The following is a 16,790-nucleotide window of genomic DNA, read 5'->3' as shown; positions in this document are numbered from 1 at the left end:
ACGGAGAGCAGCCCCGGAAGGGGGAGCGGCCGTCGTCGGGAAGCCGGCAGAGACAGACCGAGGGGCGGCCCGTTCTCTCGGGACCGCCCCTGGGTCTGCGGCGTCGGCCGGGAGGAATCAGGCCGGGTAGTGGCCGCGCGTGACCTGCGGCTTCGGCAGCCGCAGACGACGGAACTGCAGCGCACGCATGATCGCGTACATCTTGGTGCCCGGCTCGGCCGTGCCGAACTTCGCCTCCAGCGCCTTGCGGACCTTGGAGCCGAGGATGATCGAGTCCACGATCACCAGCGCCACCAGGGCGTACAGCGAGTACATCAGCACCAGCTGGAACTCACGACCCGGGATGAACATCAGCAGGATGTAGAGGAACACCACCGGCAGCAGGAACTCGCCGATCGACCAGCGGGCGTCCACGTAGTCGCGCACGAAGCGCTTCTGCGCGCCGCGGTCCCTCACGGGCAGGTGCCGCTCGTCGCCGGTCTCCAGCGCCTGGCGCATCTTCGCGCGCTCGGCGGCCATCGCCTCCCGGTCCGCCTTCTTCGCGGCCTTCCGGTCCTGAGGCACCAGCGGTCGACGGCGGGCCGCCTCCTGGTCCTTGCGACGCGGGGTCGGCACACCCTTGGGCTTGGAACGGTCGCGACGGGCGGGCGACTCGTCCGTGACGCCGGCCGGCTCGGTGCCGTGCGTCGGGGCAGTGCTGGACTTCTCGGAGGTCTTCTTGCGGCTGAACACGGGCCCCAGTCTAGGCGCGCGGTGCGCACGGGCCGCGCAGGGGCACGCGGCAGCGGCGGCGGGTGCACCGGCCCGGCGGCCCCGTTTCGATAGTGTGAGCCCCATGACCGCTCAGATTCCGGCCGCCTCCGAGCTCGATCCCGCGCTCGTCGAGAAGATCACCGCCGCCGTCGACGCCCAGTTCGACGAGACCGTCACCACTCTGTCCGACCTCGTGTCCATCGGCGGCATCGCCTGGGACTCCTTCGACCGCTCGCTGCTGGAGCAGTCGGCCGAGAAGGTCGCCGAGCTCGTCAGCGAGCTGGGCCTGGAGAACGTGCGCATCGTCACCGAGGACCGTGAGGACGGGCAGCCCGGCGGCCCCGCCGTCCTCGGCCACCGTCCCGGTGCCGAGGGCAAGCCCACCGTGCTGCTCTACGCCCACCACGACGTGCAGCCCACGGGCGATGAGTCCCTGTGGAACACGCCGCCGTTCGAGGCCACCCGCGAGGGCGACCGCCTCTACGGCCGCGGAGCGGCGGACGACAAGGCGGGCATCATGCTTCACCTGGCCGCGCTGAGGGCCCTGCAGGCCGCCGCCCCTGAGACCGGCGTGGGCGTGCGCGTGTTCTTCGAGGGGGAGGAGGAGGCCGGCTCCCCGACGTTCCGCACCTTCCTGGAGAACCAGAAGGCGGACCTTCAGGCCGATGCGATCGTGGTGGCCGACTCCGCCAACTGGGCCGTGGGCGAGCCCGCCCTGACCACCTCGCTGCGCGGCGTCGCCGACGGCACCGTCACCGTCCGCGTGCTGGACCACGCCGTGCACTCCGGCATGTTCGGCGGCCCCGTCCTGGACGCCGTCACGCTGCTCTGCCGCCTGATCGCCACCCTGCACGACGAGCAGGGCAACGTCGCCGTCCCGGGCGTGGCGGCGCAGGTCCACGCGGACGTGGACTACCCCGAGCAGACCTACCGCAACGACGCCGGCGTGCTGGACGGTGTCCGGCTGGCCGGCTCCGGCTCGCTCGCCGACCGGCTCTGGAACGGCCCGGCCCTGTCCATCATCGGGATCGACGTGCCGAGCGTGGACACCTCCTCCAACACGATCCAGCCGCAGGCCCGCGCCAAGTGGTCGCTGCGCGTCGGCCCCGGCGTGGACCCGGAGCAGGCCTACGAGGCGGTGGTGAAGCACCTCTCCGAACAGGCCGAGGCCGTGTTCGGCGCCGAGATCACCTTCGAGAAGGGCCACTTCGGCCAGCCGTTCTCCACGGACACCTCGGACCCGATGGCCGCCGCCATGATGGAGTCCTTCCACCAGGCGTGGGGCGTGGAGCCGAAGGCCACCGGCCTGGGCGGCTCCATCCCGTTCACCGCGGACCTCAAGGAGGTCTTCCCGGAGGCGACCATCCTCATCACCGGCGTGGAGGACCCGGACTCCCGCGCCCACTCCGCCAACGAGTCGCTCCACCTGGGCGACTTCCGCAACGCCATCGTCGCCGAGGCCCTCTGGCTCGCCCGCCTGGGCGCCTGAGCACCCCCGCGCACGCCTTCCCGTGCGGTCGCACGGACCGCGTGAGGCGGTGCGCGGAGGGCGAGGTGTCGTCGTCGGGAATCAACCGACGGCCGGTAGTGTTCGCCCTGGAAGAGGACCCGACCACAGTCCCGTCAGACCACGTCCCCCACACGAGGAGGCCACCCATGGCACTGTCCGCTGAAGAGACCGGCGTCGAGATCGGCGCCACCCAGCCGGCCGACGGCCTGCCCCCGCACGAGGTCGAGCTCACCGACGTCGCGGTGGCGAAGGTCCGCGCTCTGCTCGAGCAGGAGGGCCGCACCGACCTGCGCCTGCGCATCGCCGTGCAGCCCGGCGGCTGCTCCGGCCTGATCTACCAGCTCTACTTCGACGAGCGCGTCCTCGACGGCGACACCGTCCGGGACTTCGACGGCATCGAGGTCATCGTGGACAAGATGTCCGTGCCGTACCTGATGGGCGCCACGATCGACTTCGAGGACACCATCTCGAAGCAGGGATTCACCATCGACAACCCCACCGCCTCCGGCTCCTGCGCCTGCGGCGACTCGTTCCACTGATCGGCCGAGGGCCGCGCCGCTGCTGACCTTCCTGCGGGAAGGGGCGGGCAACGACGACGGCCGCTTGCCGCACGCTTCCGGGCCGGCACCCCGACGGGGGCCGGCCCGTGGCGTGTCCGGAGCCTGTCCGGCGCGGGGACCACGCGGTCTCGAGCCGGGTCCGCCCGTGCGTCCAGAGGCGGAGACACGCAGATCAGGACGGTGTCATGGTCAGCAGGATTCGCCGGAAACGATTAGAGTGGAGGGGAATCACCCGGGCACCCCTGCCCGCTGTGAGGGAGATCCGCAGTTCTCTGCGGTTCCCGGCGGTGGAGAGGGAGGCCCATCGCACACGAGATGAAGAGGAAGGCCGTCTGTGAGAGCACAGAATGACGCCGGACGTCGGACTCGACGCATGCTGAAGGCGGGCGCCCTGGGGGCGGCCGCCACACTGGCGTTGACCGGCTGTTCGGAAGAGGTCAAGCGTGGTTGGTATCCCGGCACGAACGAGACGACCAACCACAATGAGGTGCTGACGAACCTCTGGGTCAACTCCTGGATCGCCGCACTGGTCATCGGGCTGGTCGCCTGGGCCGCCATGATCTGGTGCATGGTGGCCTACCGCCGCCGCAAGAACGACCAGGGCTTCCCGAAGCAGACGGCGTACCACATGCCGCTGGAGACCATGTTCACGGTCATTCCGCTGGTTCTGGTCTTTGGCCTGTGGGGCTTCACCGATCGTGTGCAGACCGAGGTCGACACCCCCGTGGACGACTCCCCGCTGACCGTCACCGTGTACGGCAAGCAGTGGGCCTGGGACTTCAACTACGAGTACGAGGGCCAGGAAGCGCACTACATGGGCGTGCAGGCCCAGCTGGACACCGACGGCAACGCCGGCGTGCAGGACACCCTGCCGACCCTGTACCTGCCGGTCGACGTGCCCGTGCACTTCGAGCTCAAGTCCCGTGACGTCGCCCACTCCTTCTGGATTCCCCAGTTCCTGCAGAAGCGCGACATGCTTCCCGGCAAGACCAACCACCTCTACCTGACCCCGCAGGAGGAGGGCCGCTTCGACGGCAAGTGCGCCGAGCTCTGCGGCGAGTACCACTCCGAGATGCTCTTCAACGTGGAGGTCGTCTCCGAGGAGGAGTTCAAGCAGCAGCTTGACCGGATGGAGCCGGGCCTGGTCGGGGACGAGTACAACCGCAACCCCAACGAGAACCCCGACGGTGCGCGCGAGATGGAGGACGACCTCCAGACCCCGCGCGGTGGAGGTAGCCACTGATGACCACGTATGAGTACACGACGGAGGAGACCACGCGCACGGCGGCGCCGCGCGTCGTGCCCCGCTCCCTCGGAAAGATCGCTGTCAGCTGGTTGACGACCACGGACCACAAGGTGCTCGGGTACATGTACCTGATCGTCTCCTTCGCGTTCTTCTGTGTCGGCGGCGTGATGGCCCTGCTGATCCGTGCCGAGCTCTTCGAGCCGGGCATGCAGATCCTGCAGACCAAGGAGCAGTACAACCAGCTGTTCACCATGCACGGAACGATCATGCTGCTGATGTTTGCGACCCCGCTGTTCGTCGGGTTCGCGAATGTCCTCGTCCCGCTGCAGATCGGCGCCCCGGATGTGGCGTTCCCGCGCCTGAACGCCCTGGCATTCTGGTTCTTCCTGTTCGGCTCGCTGATCGCCTGCGCCGGCTTCCTCACCCCGCAGGGCTCGGCCTCCTTCGGCTGGTTCGCCTACGCGCCGCTGTCCAACACCACCTACTCGCCGGGAGTCGGGGGAGACCTCTGGGTCTTCGGCCTTGCCCTGCAGGGCTTCGGCACCATCCTGGGCGGCGTCAACTTCATCACCACCATCCTGTGCATGCGTGCACCGGGCATGACGATGTGGCGCATGCCGATCTTCACCTGGAACACGCTGATCACCGGCATCCTGATCCTGATGGCCTTCCCGCCGCTGGCGTCCGCACTGTTCGCGCTGGGCCTGGACCGTCGCTTCGGTGGACACATCTTCGACCCGGAGAACGGCGGTGCCATCCTCTGGCAGCACCTCTTCTGGTTCTTCGGCCACCCCGAGGTGTATGTGATCGCGTTGCCGTTCTTCGGCATCGTCTCTGAGATCATCCCGGTGTTCTCCCGCAAGCCGATCTTCGGCTACAAGACCCTGGTGTTCGCGACCACCGCGATCGCGGCGCTGTCCGTGACCGTGTGGGCGCACCACATGTACGTCACCGGCTCCGTGCTCCTGCCGTTCTTCTCCCTGATGACCATGCTCATCGCGGTTCCGACCGGCGTGAAGTTCGTGAACTGGATCGGCACCATGTGGCGCGGCTCGATCACCTTCGAGAACCCCATGCTGTGGACCCTCGGCTTCATGGTGACCTTCCTGTTCGGCGGTCTGACCGGCATCATCCTGGCCTCCCCGCCGCTGGACTTCCAGGTGTCCGACACCTACTTCGTGGTGGCGCACTTCCACTACGTCATCTTCGGCACCGTGGTGTTCGCTATGTTCGCCGGCTTCTACTTCTGGTGGCCCAAGTTCACCGGCAAGATGCTGAACGAGCGTCTCGGCAAGATTCAGTTCTGGATGCTGTTCGTGGGCTTCCACGGCACCTTCCTGGTGCAGCACTGGCTGGGCGTCATCGGCATGCCGCGCCGCTACGCGGACTACATGCTGGAGGACGGCTTCGCCGCCATGAACGCGTTCTCCACCGTGTTCTCCTTCATCCTCGGCGCGTCGCTGATCCCGTTCTTCTGGAACGTGTACGTCACCGCGCGCCACGGCAAGAAGGTGACCGTGGACGATCCGTGGGGCTTCGGCGGCTCCCTCGAGTGGGCGACCTCCTGCCCGCCGCCGCGCCACAACTTCCACTCGCTGCCGCGCATCCGCTCGGAGCGTCCGGCGCTTGACCTCCACCACCCGGAGCTCTCGCCGTACTCCCCGCAGCACACCACTGAGGCTTTCGGAGAGAAGGTGACGGCCAAGTGAAGGCGACCGCAAGCATCTTCTGGATCATCGGCACGTTCTTCGTGATCGTGGGAACCGTCTACGGGTTCTGGGTGAAGTGGACCGAATGGGCCGGGATCCCCGCGATCTACGCCCTGGGTGCCATGTCCCTCATGATCGCGTGGTATGTCCAGGCGACGGACAAGCGCTTCAAGCAGGGGCCTGCCGATGACGAGGACGGAGAGATCGTCTCCTACTCCGGCACCTATGGCACCTTCGCCCCGTGGTCCTGGTGGCCGCTTCCCCTGGCGACCGCCTGCGCACTCGTAGCCCTCGGCCTGGCCATCGACTGGTGGATCTTCATCGCCGGCGCCGCACTGGCTGCCTTCGGCACCGCCGGCTGGGTCTACGAGTTCTCGCGCGGCAAGTACGCGCACTGACCTCACAGCCCTGAGCCGCTGAGACAGAGGCGGGCCACATCCCTTCGGGGGTGCGGCCCGCCTCTGTCTTGTGTGTGAGTGGATGCGTTGGCTGCCGCAGCAGGCGCGGCCACGGATCTGGGGCCGGCACGGATGTGGGGCCGGCACGGATGTGGGGCGGGCACGGGTGTGGGGCCGGCAAGGATAGGCGTGGGCATGGACAGGCGCGGGCATCGGTCTCGGTCGCGGGGGTGCGTTTTCGCTAGTGAAATCGGAGGCGCGCTGGGAGCGGCGACGTCGACGTTTTCGCTAGCGACGTCGGAGGCGGTTTCGACGCGCACGGCACAGAGCTCAGCCACGTCGTGGTGGTGTACTCAGACTGAAACACGGTCAGTTCTCGATGTCTCAGGGCGAGACATCACGCCTCGATCGTCACCATGTCGAGCTGACCGATCAGCGCCGCCCGAAAATCTGATCCGCGCCCGAAGCCAGAGGTGACTCTGCCGATCGTTCTTGGGAAAGGAGTACCGACAAGCCCAGCCTGCCCGCATGGGTCCCAACAGTCAGACGTAGCGGTGGAGCGTGAGATCCCGGTTCATCAGCTGGGCTGATGCATCGTGAATGGTACTGGCTCAGCGGCTGGGCGGGAGCTGACGACGTTCGGGCGGATGTGCGCCGATACGGTGTGCCGTGGGCGCGTCTCGCAGGGACTCGGAGCGAGCGCCTCCCATTTCGCTAGCGAAAGTGCAGAGGGGGCCGTGGGGAGGCGTCGATCGGACGTGATCCTCTCCTGCACAACGGACGAAAGATACCAAGCGGTCCACAGCTGACGATCCAGGCGATCCAGCAGATGCTTGCGCGCGGAAGAGTCGGTGCATGGCCACAGGTCTCATTCCACTCGTTCCGAGCAATCGACGACCCCTTCCGGAGCACCTCCGCGATCAGGTCTTCGACAGACATGCCCTCCACCAGGCTCACATACCTGGTGACCGCCTCCGAGCCGCGGACATCCTGCAGGTCACCCACGGCGCCCACCGGGCGCTCACGATGCCCCTGACAGGCTGGGAGACGCTGGGCTACCCCACGCCTCCGGTGAGCCGACCGCCGGAGGAGGTCGCCGTCGTCGTGAAGCGGGCCCGGGCGGTGGCCTCACACCAGACGGCTTTGCGGCTGCACGGGTTCATTCTCCCGTCGTGGCTGCAGGACGACGACGGACTGATCCACGTGTCTCGGCCGCACGTGCGCGGCGTGGCGAGCAGGCGTGGGGTCGTGACGCATGGCCGGACGGTGCCCGCTGAGGACGTGGAGGTGATGCACGGGATCCCGGTGACATCCATCGAGCGCACGTGGGCAGACCTGGCTGCACTGCTGCCGATGGGGATGGTGGACGAGCTCGTGGTGGCCGGGGACGGCATCGTGAAGCGACCCTGGACACCGCAGGGGAGGCTGGAGCCGCTCACGACCGTTGAACGCCTGAGAGCCGCGGTGAACCGTGCAGGACGGTACAAGGGGGTCAGGACGGCACGAGCAGCGTTGGACCTGATCCGGGTGGGCTCGGACGCGGTCACAGAGACGAAGATGCGGTTGGCGTTGATCCATGCGGGCCTGCCGGAGCCGGAACTGCAGCTCATCCTGGACCCCTCCAGGCCGGTGAGCCCTGACGGGGACATGGGCTACAGACAGTGGCGGCTGGTGCTGCACTATGACGGCGCGCCTCACGACGACGAAGCACAGAAGCTCGTGGACGCCTGGAGAAACAAGGGCTGGGACGACGCCGGCTGGACACAGATCTGGGCGACGGTCGAGGACTATCGGAACGACTTCCGCCGGGTGATCCACGAGGTGCGGTGTCGCCGTGACGAGGTCGAAGGGCAGGGCTGAGCGGGGGACTCTGCCTCCCTTTCCACTAGCGAAGGCGAGTGGGACAGGGGAGTTGGTCGGTCGGCGCCTCCCTTTTTACTAGCGAAAACCCCCAGGCGCGGGAAGGGACGGGGGAGTATCGGTCGGTGCTGCCTCCGATGTTGCTAGCGAAAGCGCCAGGGGGAGGAGCGGAGCCCCAGACAGCGGAAGGCCCGCAGCACATGAAGTGCTGCGGGCCTTCCGTCCGTGTGGCGTTGAGCCTGTCGATCAGTGACCGAGCTGGTTGCCCTGGTCGCCCTCCACGGCGCCGTGGCCGTGGTGGCCGTGGAGCTGCGCCTCGACGAGCTCCTCGCGGGTGACCGGCTCGACGCGCTCCTCGAAGAAGAGACGGGAGACGCTGGCACGGACCTTCTCCATGGTCGAGACCTTGCCCTTGCGACCCGGGGTGGCCGGGATCGGGCGCGGGGACTCGAAGGAGACCAGGCGGTACATCTCGTAGTCGGTCAGGTTGCGGTGGCGCTCGGAGAAGCCGCCCTCCGGGGACATCTCCACCACGCCGGACTCGTGGCCGTGCAGCACCAGCTCGCGATCCTTGCGCTGGAGGGACAGGCAGATGCGGCGGGTCACGATGAAGGCGATCACCGGGCCGAGGAAGAACAGCACGCGCAGCAGGTACAGCACGTCGTTCAGCGACACCTGGAAGTGGGTGGCGATGAGGTCCGAGGAGGCCGCGGCCCACATGACGCAGTACCAGGTGATGCCGGCGACACCGGCGGCCGTGCGGCCCGGGGCGTTGCGCGGGCGGTCCAGGATGTGGTGCTCGCGGTTGTCCTTGGTCACCCAGGCCTCGATCCACGGCCACGCGATCATGCCGAGGATCAGGATCCCGACCGGCATCAGCGGGAACAGGACTCCCATGGGCAGCGAGACAGAGGAGCCCCACGGCATCGGGATGTTCCACAGGAAGGAGAAGTCGCCGATCTGCCCCGGCATCAGACGCAGGGCGCCGTCGAACCAGCCGATGTACCAGTCAGGCTGGGTGCCGGCCTGCACCGGGGACGGGTCGTACGGGCCGTAGTTCCACATCGCGTTGATGGTGACGGTGCCGGCCATGAGGGCCAGAACGCCGAACACGATGAAGAAGAAGCCACCGGCCTTCGCGGCGTACACCGGGCCCACCGGGTAGCCGACCACGTTGTTCTCCGTGCGGCCCGGGCCCGGGTACTGGGTGTGCTTGTGGGTGACGACCATGAACAGGTGGATCACGATCAGCAGCAGGATGACCGCCGGGACGATCATGATGTGCAACGCGTACAGGCGACCCACGATGGAGTAGCCCGGGAACTCACCGCCGAACAGGAACATCGACAGGTGGGTGCCCACCAGCGGCAGGGACTTCAGGATGCCGTCGATGATGCGCAGACCGTTGCCGGAGAGCACCTCGTCCGGAAGCGAGTAGCCGGTGAAGCCGGCGGCCCAGCCCATCATCAGCAGGCCGCAGCCGACCACCCAGTTGAGTTCACGCGGGCGGCGGAAGGCGCCGGTGAAGAACACGCGCAGCATGTGCACGGACATCGCGGCGACGAACAGCAGCGCGGCCCAGTGGTGCAGCTGACGCATGAACAGGCCGCCGCGGATGTCGAAGCTGATGTCCAGCGTCGAGGCGTAGGCGGCGGACATCTCGATGCCGTAGAGCGGAGCGTAGGCACCCTCGTAGGTGACGTGCGCCATCGACGGATCGAAGAAGAAGGTCAGGAACGCGCCGGACAGCAGCAGGATGACGAAGCTGTAGAGCGCGACCTCGCCGAACATGAAGGTCCAGTGGTCCGGGAAGATCTTGCGGCCGAACTCCTTGACGATGGGGGACATGCCCACCCGGGTGTCGAGATAGTTCGCCAGGCGGCCGGTGCGGGTGGCCGGCTGAAACTCTTTCACAGTGGTGCTCATGGGTCAGCCACGCTCCCAGTAGACAGGTCCGACAGGCTCATGGAAGTCGCTCTGGGCGACGAGGAAGCCCTCGTCGTTCACAGCGATCGGCAGCTGCGGCAGCGCGTGGCTGGCCGGGCCGAAGATCACCTTGCACTCCTGCGTCAGGTCGAAGGTCGACTGGTGGCAGGGGCACAGCAGGTGGTGGGTGTGCTGCTCGTACAGCGCGATCGGGCAGCCCACGTGGGTACAGACCTTGGAGTAGGCGAAGATCCCGTCCACGTTCCAGTTCTCTCGACCCGGGGTGATCTTCACCTTGGCGGGGTCGAGGCGCATGAGCAGGACGACGGCCTTGGCCTTCTCGTTCAGCTTGCCGTGGTGCAGGTCGTTCAGGCCCTCGGGGATGACGTGCACGGCGGAGCCGACGGTCACGTCAGAGGCCTTGATCGGGGCACCGGTGGGATCACGGACGAGACGCACGCCCTCGGCCCACATGGTGTGGCGCAGGCGCTCGACGCCGAAGTTCTCGGTCTCCTTGTCGGAGAAGTTGTCCGTGTTGTCCAGATCGCGGAACACAGCGATGAACGGCAGCGGGGCCAGGACGGCGGCACCGATCAGGGTGTTGCGCAGCAGCGGGCGGCGCTTGATCTGGGTCTCGTCGATGATGTCCTGCATCATGCCGGCGGCGACCTGACGATCGGCCTCGGTGCGCACCTCGTGACGGCTTTCGACCATCTCGTGGTCCGGCATGAGGGTCTTCGCCCAGTGGACGATGCCCACGCCGATGCCCAGCATCGCGAGGGCGGTGCCGACGCCCAGCAGCATGTTCTGCAGGAAGATGACATCGAACGACTCGTTGTTGCCGATCTGGCCCACGCCGAAGTAGCCGATGAAGAAGACGACGGTGCCGATGATCGAGATCAGGAACAGCACCGAGACCTGGCGCTCAGCGCGCTTGGCGGCCTTCGGGTCCTCGTCCGCCAACCGGGGGCGGTGCGGAGGCAGCCCAGGGTTGTCGATGGCGTACCGGGGAGCGTCCTCACCGGCGTGCTCGAGGGCGTCCGAGGGGCGCTGGGTCCCTCCGTTGCCGTGCTCGCCCATATGACTCATTTCCTTTGCTTGAGTGAGTGATGCAGTGTCTTGCGTCCGGCGCGCGGGGCGCCGGCGGGGTCAGGAGGACCGGGAGGTCAGCCAGACCATGAAGCCGATGATGACGGCCAGGCCGGCAGTCCAGATGAAGAGGCCCTCGGAGACCGGACCCAGGGAGCCCAGGGAGAGACCGCCGGGCGAGTCGTTGCTCTCGATGGTCTTGAGGTAGGCGATGATGTCGCGCTTGTCCTCGGGCTTGAGGTTGGCGTCGGAGAACACCGGCATGTTCTGCGGGCCGGTGGCCATCGCCTCGTAGATGTGCTTCTCGGACACACCCTCCAGGGTCGGGGCGAACTTGCCGCGGGTCAGGGCACCGCCGGCCGCGGCGGCGTTGTGGCACATGGCGCAGTTGATGCGGAACAGCTCGCCGCCCTTGGCGATGTTCACGTCCTCGTGGTCCGCATCGAGGTACTGCTCCTCCGGCACGGAGGGACCGGCACCCAGGGAGGCCACGTAGGCGGCCATCTGTGCGGTCTGCTCCTCGCTGAACTGGACCGGCTTCATGCGGGCCTGCGGGCCGTGCATCTGCATCGGCATGCGGCCCGTGCCGACCTGGAAGTCGACGGAGGCGGCGCCCACGCCGATGAGCGACGGTGCGGCGTCGGTGCCGGCGGCACCCATGCCGTGGCAGGAGGCGCAGTTCGCGTTGAACAGCTTCTCACCCTCGGCGATGTCATCGCTCGAGGCGGCCGTCGTGACCTGGGTGGCCGCCTGGGCCTGGTTGACCGTGCTGGCGGCGGAGTAGAGGCCGCCGGTCACCAGAAGCCCCAGCAGAAGCAGTGCCAGCCCCATGAGCGGGTGGCGGCGGTGCTGCGATAGTGCCTTCACAGTGGGTTCCTTACGTTGTCTGCCGAATCGACACCATCATGCCTGGTCGATTCGCCTCGGGTGCGGAGTGGGTCCTGGTGTGCCGTCCGTCAGAGCGGGGCGACGATGTCCAGGAAGTAGACGATGAAGAAGAGTGCGATCCACACGACGTCGACGAAGTGCCAGTAGTAGGACACGACGATCGCGGAGGTCGCCTCATGGTGGCCGAAGCGGCGGGCCAGGTAGGCGCGTCCGATGATGAACATGAACGCGATGATGCCGCCGGTCACGTGGATGGCGTGGAAGCCGGTGGTGATGTAGAACGCCGAGCCGTAGGCGTTGGCGGCGATGGTGACACCCTCCGACACGAGCACGGCGTACTCGTAGGCCTGGACGGCCACGAAGACCGAGCCCATGATCGCGGTGAGGATGAACCACTCGACCATGCCCCAGGACTTGATGGCGAAGAGGCCTCCGGTCCGGCGCGGCTGAAGACGCTCTGCGGCGAACACGCCGAACTGGGCGGTCACGGAGGACAGCACCAGGATGGTCGTGTTGACGGCCGCGAGCGGGATGTTCAGGATCTCGGAGTGGGTCGCCCAGAGCTCCGGCGAAGTGGAGCGCAGGGTGAAGTACATGGCGAAGAGCCCGCCAAAGAACATGAGCTCACTGGCCAGCCACACCATGGTTCCGACCTGGACCATGTTGGGGCGGCTCGGGAGCCCGGTGGGCGCGGGCTGCTGGAGAGCGGGAGTTGCAGTGGTCACCTGGCCATTATGGCCCTAAACCGTGTCCTGTGCCCAACCGGACGCTACCGTGTCGCAGCCTGCATGTCCCCGGTAGGGCGCATGTTCAACGTGATTGCAGGGCATACGGTCAGCGAACGTCCAGCGTCACACCGTGACCGCCGGATGTCCCCGGGCGTGCGCCGGGCGATAGGGTCGTCCATGTGAACGCCATCTCCAGCACCGCATCGACCCCGTCCACCTGGCCCGAGATCCTCGGCGACCTCACCTCGTCCGTCGACCTGACGCTGGCGCAGGCGGCCTGGGCCATGGAGGAGATGATGGGCGGCACCGCCTCCGAGGCCCAGGTCGGCGGCTTCCTCACCGCCCTGGCCGCCAAGGGCGTGACCGTGCCTGAGTTGCTCGGCCTGACCGAGGTCATGGTCCGGCGCGCCCGGCCGGTGTCCGTTCCGGGGCAGACCCTGGACATCGTCGGCACCGGTGGTGACCGCCTGGGGACCGTCAACATCTCCACCATGTCCTCGCTCGTGGCCGTGGGCGCGGGTGCACGTGTGGTGAAGCACGGCAACCGTGGCGCCTCGTCCACCGCCGGTGCGGCCGACGTCATCGAGGCGCTCGGCGTGGACCTGTCCATGCCGGCTGAGAAGGCGGAGGAGTGCGCCGAGGCGGTCGGCATGACCTTTCTGTTCGCGCAGAACTATCACCCGTCCATGAAGCACGTGGCCCCGGTGCGCCGTCAGCTGGGCGTGCCCACGGTCTTCAACTTCCTGGGCCCGCTCTCCAATCCGGCCAAGGTCACCGCACAGGCCCTGGGCTGCTCCGATGCCACGATGGCGCCGCTGCTGGCCCAGGTGCTCGCCGACCGCGGCGTCCGCGGCTTCGTCTTCCGCGGCTCCGACGGCAGGGACAAGGTCACCACGTCCGGCCCGTCTGCCCTCTACGAGGTGCGTGGTGCAGTGACGGAGCATGAGATCGATCCGCGCGACTTCGGCCTCGAGCTGCAGTCCGTCGAGGCGCTGGCCGGCAAGGACGGCGCCCACAACGCTCAGATCGTCCGCGCTCTGCTGGCGGGGGAGAAGGGGCCGATCCGCGACGCCGTCCTGCTCAACGCCGCCGTCGGCCTCGTGGCCGACGACCCCGACGCCTCCCGCCCGCTGGCCGAGCGCATCACGGACAAGATGGCGGTGGCCGCCGAGTCCCTCGACTCCGGTGCCGCACAGGACGTGCTGGACCGCTGGGTGGCCTTCTCGCGCTCCTGAAACGCGCGGCTGCCTCTGCCGGAAGAACGACGTCGGCCGTCTCACCTTCAACGTGAAGGTGAGACGGCCGACGTCGTCCCCCTGGGGACGTCAGGTCCCTCGAGGGGCTCGGTGCGTTCCACGAGGCCTTCAGGTGCGTGCGCGCCGACCACGGAGCGGGTCCTAGCCGCCGAGTCCTGCAAGGCCTTGCGCGTCGGCCCCGATGCTTCGGGCAGCGCATCCGGGATGACGCGCACGCGTGGGATCCCGTCCGCATCCTCGCCGGGTCGGCTGATGTGGGTGGGTGCCCACTGGACCCGGTCGACGGTGAAGCGCCCGGACGGCGTCTCCCGGAAGGAGACGTCCACGAGTATGCCGTCGTCGGTCTGAGGGGTGTCACGGCGCTGTGCGGCCATCAGGTTGCCGGTGTTGAAGACCGTCCAGACCCCGTTGACCTTCTCGATCGGTTGGACGACGTGGGGATGCTGGCCCATGACCAAGTCGAACTCACCGGATGCGGTCACCATGGCCGCCATGTACCGCTGGTTGCTGTCCGGCTCCTGCTCGTATTCGGTGCCGGCATGCATGTGGAAGATGACGATGTCCGCACCGGCGGCGCGGGCACGGCGAGCCTCGGCGACGGCCTTGCCCGGGTCCAGGAGGTCAACGGACCACTCTCGTCCGGGTGTCTTGGGGGTGCCGTTGAGACCATAGGTCTGGGACACGATCGCGACCTTCACCCCCTGATCGGTGGTGAACAGGTGCGGTGACTGGGCCTCCGAGCGCGTGGTGTAGGTGCCGACGGCGCCGAGCCCGGCGGCCTCCAGGGTCTCGCGCGTGCGCACCAGGCCGTCCCAGCCGTCGTCCATCGTGTGGTTGGAGGCGGTCGTGCAGAGGTCGAAGCCGGCGGCCGCGACGGCGTCCACGGTCTCGGCGAGGGAGCGGAATGTCGGGTAGTCGGAGTAGGGGCCGCCGGGGCGCGCCACCGGCACCTCCTGGTGGCAGACGGCGAGGTCCGCGTTCGCCAGGGCGGGTGTGAGTCCATCCAGCTGCGTTCGGAAGTCGAAGCCGTCGTCCGTGCGGGCCGCCTCCCAGAGGGGTTCGTGCCACAGCAGATCTCCGGAGACGGAGATCGTGGCCGTGCGTGCCGGGGCCGTCGACGGAGGAGCGTCGGACGAGCCGGAGGAGGTGCCCGAGGCGGTCGGCGAAGGGTTCTGCGTGCTCGGCGTCGAGTGGGTCGATGCGGACCCGGAACCGGGCCGGACGTCCGAGGGCGACGGCGTCGAGGCGTGCGTCCGCGACGGGACCGTCTCAGAGGCAGCGGCGGAACCCGATTCCGACGCAGACGTGGCTCCCGAGGACGGGGGAGTGGCCGCCGGGTCGGGGCTGCATCCACCGAGCACACCCGCCAGCAGCAGCGGAGCGGCGGTGAATGCGACGCCGCGGCGGCTCATCCTTCGAAACCGAGGGCCCAACCCTCACCCAGGTCGGCCTGCGAGTAGGTCCGGAACGCCAGCATCGTCTCCGTCTCCTGGATCCCGGGCACCTTGGACAGCTGGTCGGCGATGGTGTCAGCGAGCTGGTCGTATTCGCGCAGCTTCACCATGGCCACCAGGTCCCAGCCGCCGGTGACGGAGTAGACGGCGGAGACTCCCTCGAGGCCGGCGATCCTCTCTGCGGTCTCCGGGATGGTCGACTTGTCTGTGCGGATCATGACGATGGCGGTCACCATGGGGGCCGTCCTTCCGTTGGCGGGGGAGCAGGGGTGCGCCCCTGCGGGGCGTGGCCCCACTGTACGACGACGGCACGCACCTCAAGCTGAGGCAGTGCGCCGATCGCTGTGGCCGGCCGCCGACGTCCACCGACATGTCGGCTGCGCTCGGACAAGCTCAGCGGCGACGCAGCAGCAGGCCGGTCAGGGCGCGACGACCGAGCAGGAACAGTGCCAGCGAGCCGGCGGCGACGAGGATGAACGGCAGGGGAGCGCCGCCCTGGTCGAGCGCGACGCGCAGAAGCATCCCGAGCGCCAGGGTGCCGAGCCAGACGCCGATGCCCGCCGGCCATACCTGGATCCACCGATGTGCCCTGGCCCGGCAGAACCCGAACGAAGAGACCAGCAAACCGATGAGGAACGGGGAGGCCGTGACGAGCAGGCCCAGGAACCCGTTCTGTGTGGTGTGCTCACGCTGGCCGATCGCCACGAAGACGGTCACGAGCACGATGTCGATCAGCAGCACGACGGGGATCGTCCAGCCCGGCAGGGCGCGCTGGGCGTGCGGGTGCGGTCGGTGGGTTGTGTCTGCGGTGTCGACGGCGCGGCTCATGGCCTCATTGTCCCATCGGTATGGAGGCACGTGGCGTCCCTGGCGCTCGGCCGGTGTCGCGTCTCAATCGAAGTGTCACAACGGACAAGGGGTGTGACAGGTAAGTGAGACAAATGGGGTTGCGATCATTCTCAACACACTTGTCACTTTCCGTAGTCGTCTCACTCGACCTGTCGCTTTGTGCTGAGCGAGATGTGCGCTGAGTGTGGGGCGTGAGCGCTCGCGGGCCCTCTGCGTTAGCGCCAGACGTCCTTCGTGAGGTCGTCCAGGCGGACGCCCCAGACCTTGGCGAGGATGAGCCAGGTGCGGAAGTCTCCGTAGGTGCGGCCCGCGGCGAGGTTGAGGAGGGTCTGGCGGGCGAGTCCGGTGGCGGCGGCGAGTTCGTCGTAGGTCATGCCGGAGTTGGCCTTGTGCACCTTGAACGCGTGGGCCAGTTGGGCCATGTCGGGTTCGGGTGGGGTGCGCACCCTGCGCATACAACGGGGTTGTACAACTTTCCGCAGTACACGATCTTGTACCGCAACTGTGTTCGATGCCAAGAGGGCGTGTCAGATAGTCTGTGTAAGCCGTACCGAGAGGAACGGT

16 protein-coding genes are annotated in these 16,790 nt (G+C 67.7%); 7 read left to right on the top strand and 9 right to left on the bottom strand.

All coding sequences use genetic code 11. The features are described from left to right. Positions 1-117: 117 nt before the first annotated feature. Positions 118-732 carry a DUF3043 domain-containing protein gene (locus tag HMPREF2863_RS07000; RefSeq protein ID WP_070639040.1) on the bottom strand — a complete coding sequence of 205 codons (615 nt, stop codon included), beginning with the start codon at positions 730-732 and terminating at the stop codon, positions 118-120. A 103-nt stretch (positions 733-835) separates the two neighbouring features. On the opposite strand from HMPREF2863_RS07000, the gene HMPREF2863_RS06995 reads away from it, so the two are divergent. The 6 genes from HMPREF2863_RS06995 to HMPREF2863_RS06970 all read left to right on the top strand — a co-directional run bounded on the left by HMPREF2863_RS06995 (position 836) and on the right by HMPREF2863_RS06970 (position 8,036). After that, complete coding sequence (locus HMPREF2863_RS06995; RefSeq protein ID WP_070639038.1) at positions 836-2,242, top strand: dipeptidase; 1,407 nt, start codon at positions 836-838, stop codon at positions 2,240-2,242. A 167-nt stretch (positions 2,243-2,409) separates the two neighbouring features. Next, positions 2,410-2,802, top strand: coding sequence for a HesB/IscA family protein (locus HMPREF2863_RS06990; protein WP_067190617.1), 393 nt, complete (start codon positions 2,410-2,412; stop codon positions 2,800-2,802). A gap of 412 nt (positions 2,803-3,214) precedes the next feature. After that, entirely contained in the window at positions 3,215-4,066 is an 852-nt protein-coding gene (gene coxB / locus HMPREF2863_RS06985) for an aa3-type cytochrome oxidase subunit II (protein WP_070639136.1), read from the top strand. After that, positions 4,066-5,778 carry an aa3-type cytochrome oxidase subunit I gene (gene ctaD, locus HMPREF2863_RS06980; protein ID WP_067190613.1) on the top strand — a complete coding sequence of 571 codons (1,713 nt, stop codon included), beginning with the start codon at positions 4,066-4,068 and terminating at the stop codon, positions 5,776-5,778. The genes coxB and ctaD overlap by 1 nt, the downstream gene beginning before the upstream one ends. Next, a complete protein-coding gene (locus HMPREF2863_RS06975) occupies positions 5,775-6,176 on the top strand; it encodes a cytochrome c oxidase subunit 4 (protein ID WP_067190611.1) in 402 nt (133 codons plus the stop codon). The genes ctaD and HMPREF2863_RS06975 overlap by 4 nt, the downstream gene beginning before the upstream one ends. 855 nt (positions 6,177-7,031) lie before the next feature. Continuing rightward, positions 7,032-8,036 (top strand): hypothetical protein, encoded by a 1,005-nt coding sequence (locus tag HMPREF2863_RS06970; protein WP_141756385.1) that lies wholly within the window; start codon positions 7,032-7,034, stop codon positions 8,034-8,036. A gap of 246 nt (positions 8,037-8,282) precedes the next feature. Here the strand turns inward: HMPREF2863_RS06970 and HMPREF2863_RS06965 are convergent, their stop codons facing one another. The 4 genes from HMPREF2863_RS06965 to HMPREF2863_RS06950 all read right to left on the bottom strand — a co-directional run bounded on the left by HMPREF2863_RS06965 (position 8,283) and on the right by HMPREF2863_RS06950 (position 12,664). Further along, the gene (locus HMPREF2863_RS06965) at positions 8,283-9,962 is read right to left on the bottom strand and encodes a cytochrome bc1 complex cytochrome b subunit (protein WP_070639036.1); all 1,680 of its coding nucleotides are present in this window, start codon (positions 9,960-9,962) and stop codon (positions 8,283-8,285) included. Positions 9,963-9,965: 3 nt separating this feature from the next. Next, the gene (locus HMPREF2863_RS06960) at positions 9,966-11,042 is read right to left on the bottom strand and encodes a cytochrome bc1 complex Rieske iron-sulfur subunit (protein ID WP_070639034.1); all 1,077 of its coding nucleotides are present in this window, start codon (positions 11,040-11,042) and stop codon (positions 9,966-9,968) included. Between the two features lie 69 nt (positions 11,043-11,111). Continuing rightward, positions 11,112-11,918: a cytochrome bc1 complex diheme cytochrome c subunit gene (locus tag HMPREF2863_RS06955; RefSeq protein ID WP_070639032.1), complete on the bottom strand. Its 807-nt coding sequence runs from the start codon at positions 11,916-11,918 to the stop codon at positions 11,112-11,114. An 89-nt stretch (positions 11,919-12,007) separates the two neighbouring features. After that, complete coding sequence (locus HMPREF2863_RS06950; RefSeq protein ID WP_070639030.1) at positions 12,008-12,664, bottom strand: aa3-type cytochrome oxidase subunit III; 657 nt, start codon at positions 12,662-12,664, stop codon at positions 12,008-12,010. A gap of 191 nt (positions 12,665-12,855) precedes the next feature. Between HMPREF2863_RS06950 and trpD the strand changes: the two genes are divergently transcribed. Continuing rightward, complete coding sequence (trpD, locus tag HMPREF2863_RS06945; protein ID WP_371327626.1) at positions 12,856-13,902, top strand: anthranilate phosphoribosyltransferase; 1,047 nt, start codon at positions 12,856-12,858, stop codon at positions 13,900-13,902. Between the two features lie 47 nt (positions 13,903-13,949). Here the strand turns inward: trpD and HMPREF2863_RS06940 are convergent, their stop codons facing one another. From HMPREF2863_RS06940 to HMPREF2863_RS06925, 4 genes are all read right to left on the bottom strand, one after another. After that, on the bottom strand, positions 13,950-15,335 hold the full coding sequence (locus HMPREF2863_RS06940; RefSeq protein WP_070639027.1) for a CapA family protein: 1,386 nt from the start codon (positions 15,333-15,335) through the stop codon (positions 13,950-13,952). Then, on the bottom strand, positions 15,332-15,613 hold the full coding sequence (locus HMPREF2863_RS06935) for an Lrp/AsnC family transcriptional regulator (protein ID WP_070639025.1): 282 nt from the start codon (positions 15,611-15,613) through the stop codon (positions 15,332-15,334). Before HMPREF2863_RS06935 ends, HMPREF2863_RS06940 begins: the two co-directional genes overlap by 4 nt. A gap of 157 nt (positions 15,614-15,770) precedes the next feature. After that, positions 15,771-16,205, bottom strand: coding sequence for a DUF3054 domain-containing protein (locus HMPREF2863_RS06930; RefSeq protein WP_083315288.1), 435 nt, complete (start codon positions 16,203-16,205; stop codon positions 15,771-15,773). Positions 16,206-16,441: 236 nt separating this feature from the next. Beyond that, on the bottom strand, positions 16,442-16,648 hold the full coding sequence (locus tag HMPREF2863_RS06925; protein WP_070639023.1) for a helix-turn-helix domain-containing protein: 207 nt from the start codon (positions 16,646-16,648) through the stop codon (positions 16,442-16,444). Positions 16,649-16,790 lie beyond the last annotated feature (142 nt).

The organism is Micrococcus sp. HMSC067E09 (assembly GCF_001812555.1).
In the GTDB taxonomy this organism is placed as follows: Bacteria; Actinomycetota; Actinomycetes; order Actinomycetales; family Micrococcaceae; genus Micrococcus; species Micrococcus lylae.
This window is presented reverse-complemented; position numbering and strand designations above follow the sequence as displayed.

Coding starts and splice junctions, on each gene's coding strand:
- HMPREF2863_RS06930 (WP_083315288.1), bottom strand. CDS start 16,205: ATGAGCCGCGCCGTCGACACCGCAGACACAACCCACCGACCGCACCCG.
- HMPREF2863_RS06925 (WP_070639023.1), bottom strand. CDS start 16,648: ATGGCCCAACTGGCCCACGCGTTCAAGGTGCACAAGGCCAACTCCGGC.
- HMPREF2863_RS06995 (WP_070639038.1), top strand. CDS start 836: ATGACCGCTCAGATTCCGGCCGCCTCCGAGCTCGATCCCGCGCTCGTC.
- HMPREF2863_RS06935 (WP_070639025.1), bottom strand. CDS start 15,613: ATGGTGACCGCCATCGTCATGATCCGCACAGACAAGTCGACCATCCCG.
- HMPREF2863_RS06965 (WP_070639036.1), bottom strand. CDS start 9,962: ATGAGCACCACTGTGAAAGAGTTTCAGCCGGCCACCCGCACCGGCCGC.
- HMPREF2863_RS06990 (WP_067190617.1), top strand. CDS start 2,410: ATGGCACTGTCCGCTGAAGAGACCGGCGTCGAGATCGGCGCCACCCAG.
- HMPREF2863_RS06970 (WP_141756385.1), top strand. CDS start 7,032: ATGGCCACAGGTCTCATTCCACTCGTTCCGAGCAATCGACGACCCCTT.
- HMPREF2863_RS06940 (WP_070639027.1), bottom strand. CDS start 15,335: ATGAGCCGCCGCGGCGTCGCATTCACCGCCGCTCCGCTGCTGCTGGCG.
- HMPREF2863_RS06960 (WP_070639034.1), bottom strand. CDS start 11,042: ATGGGCGAGCACGGCAACGGAGGGACCCAGCGCCCCTCGGACGCCCTC.
- ctaD (WP_067190613.1), top strand. CDS start 4,066: ATGACCACGTATGAGTACACGACGGAGGAGACCACGCGCACGGCGGCG.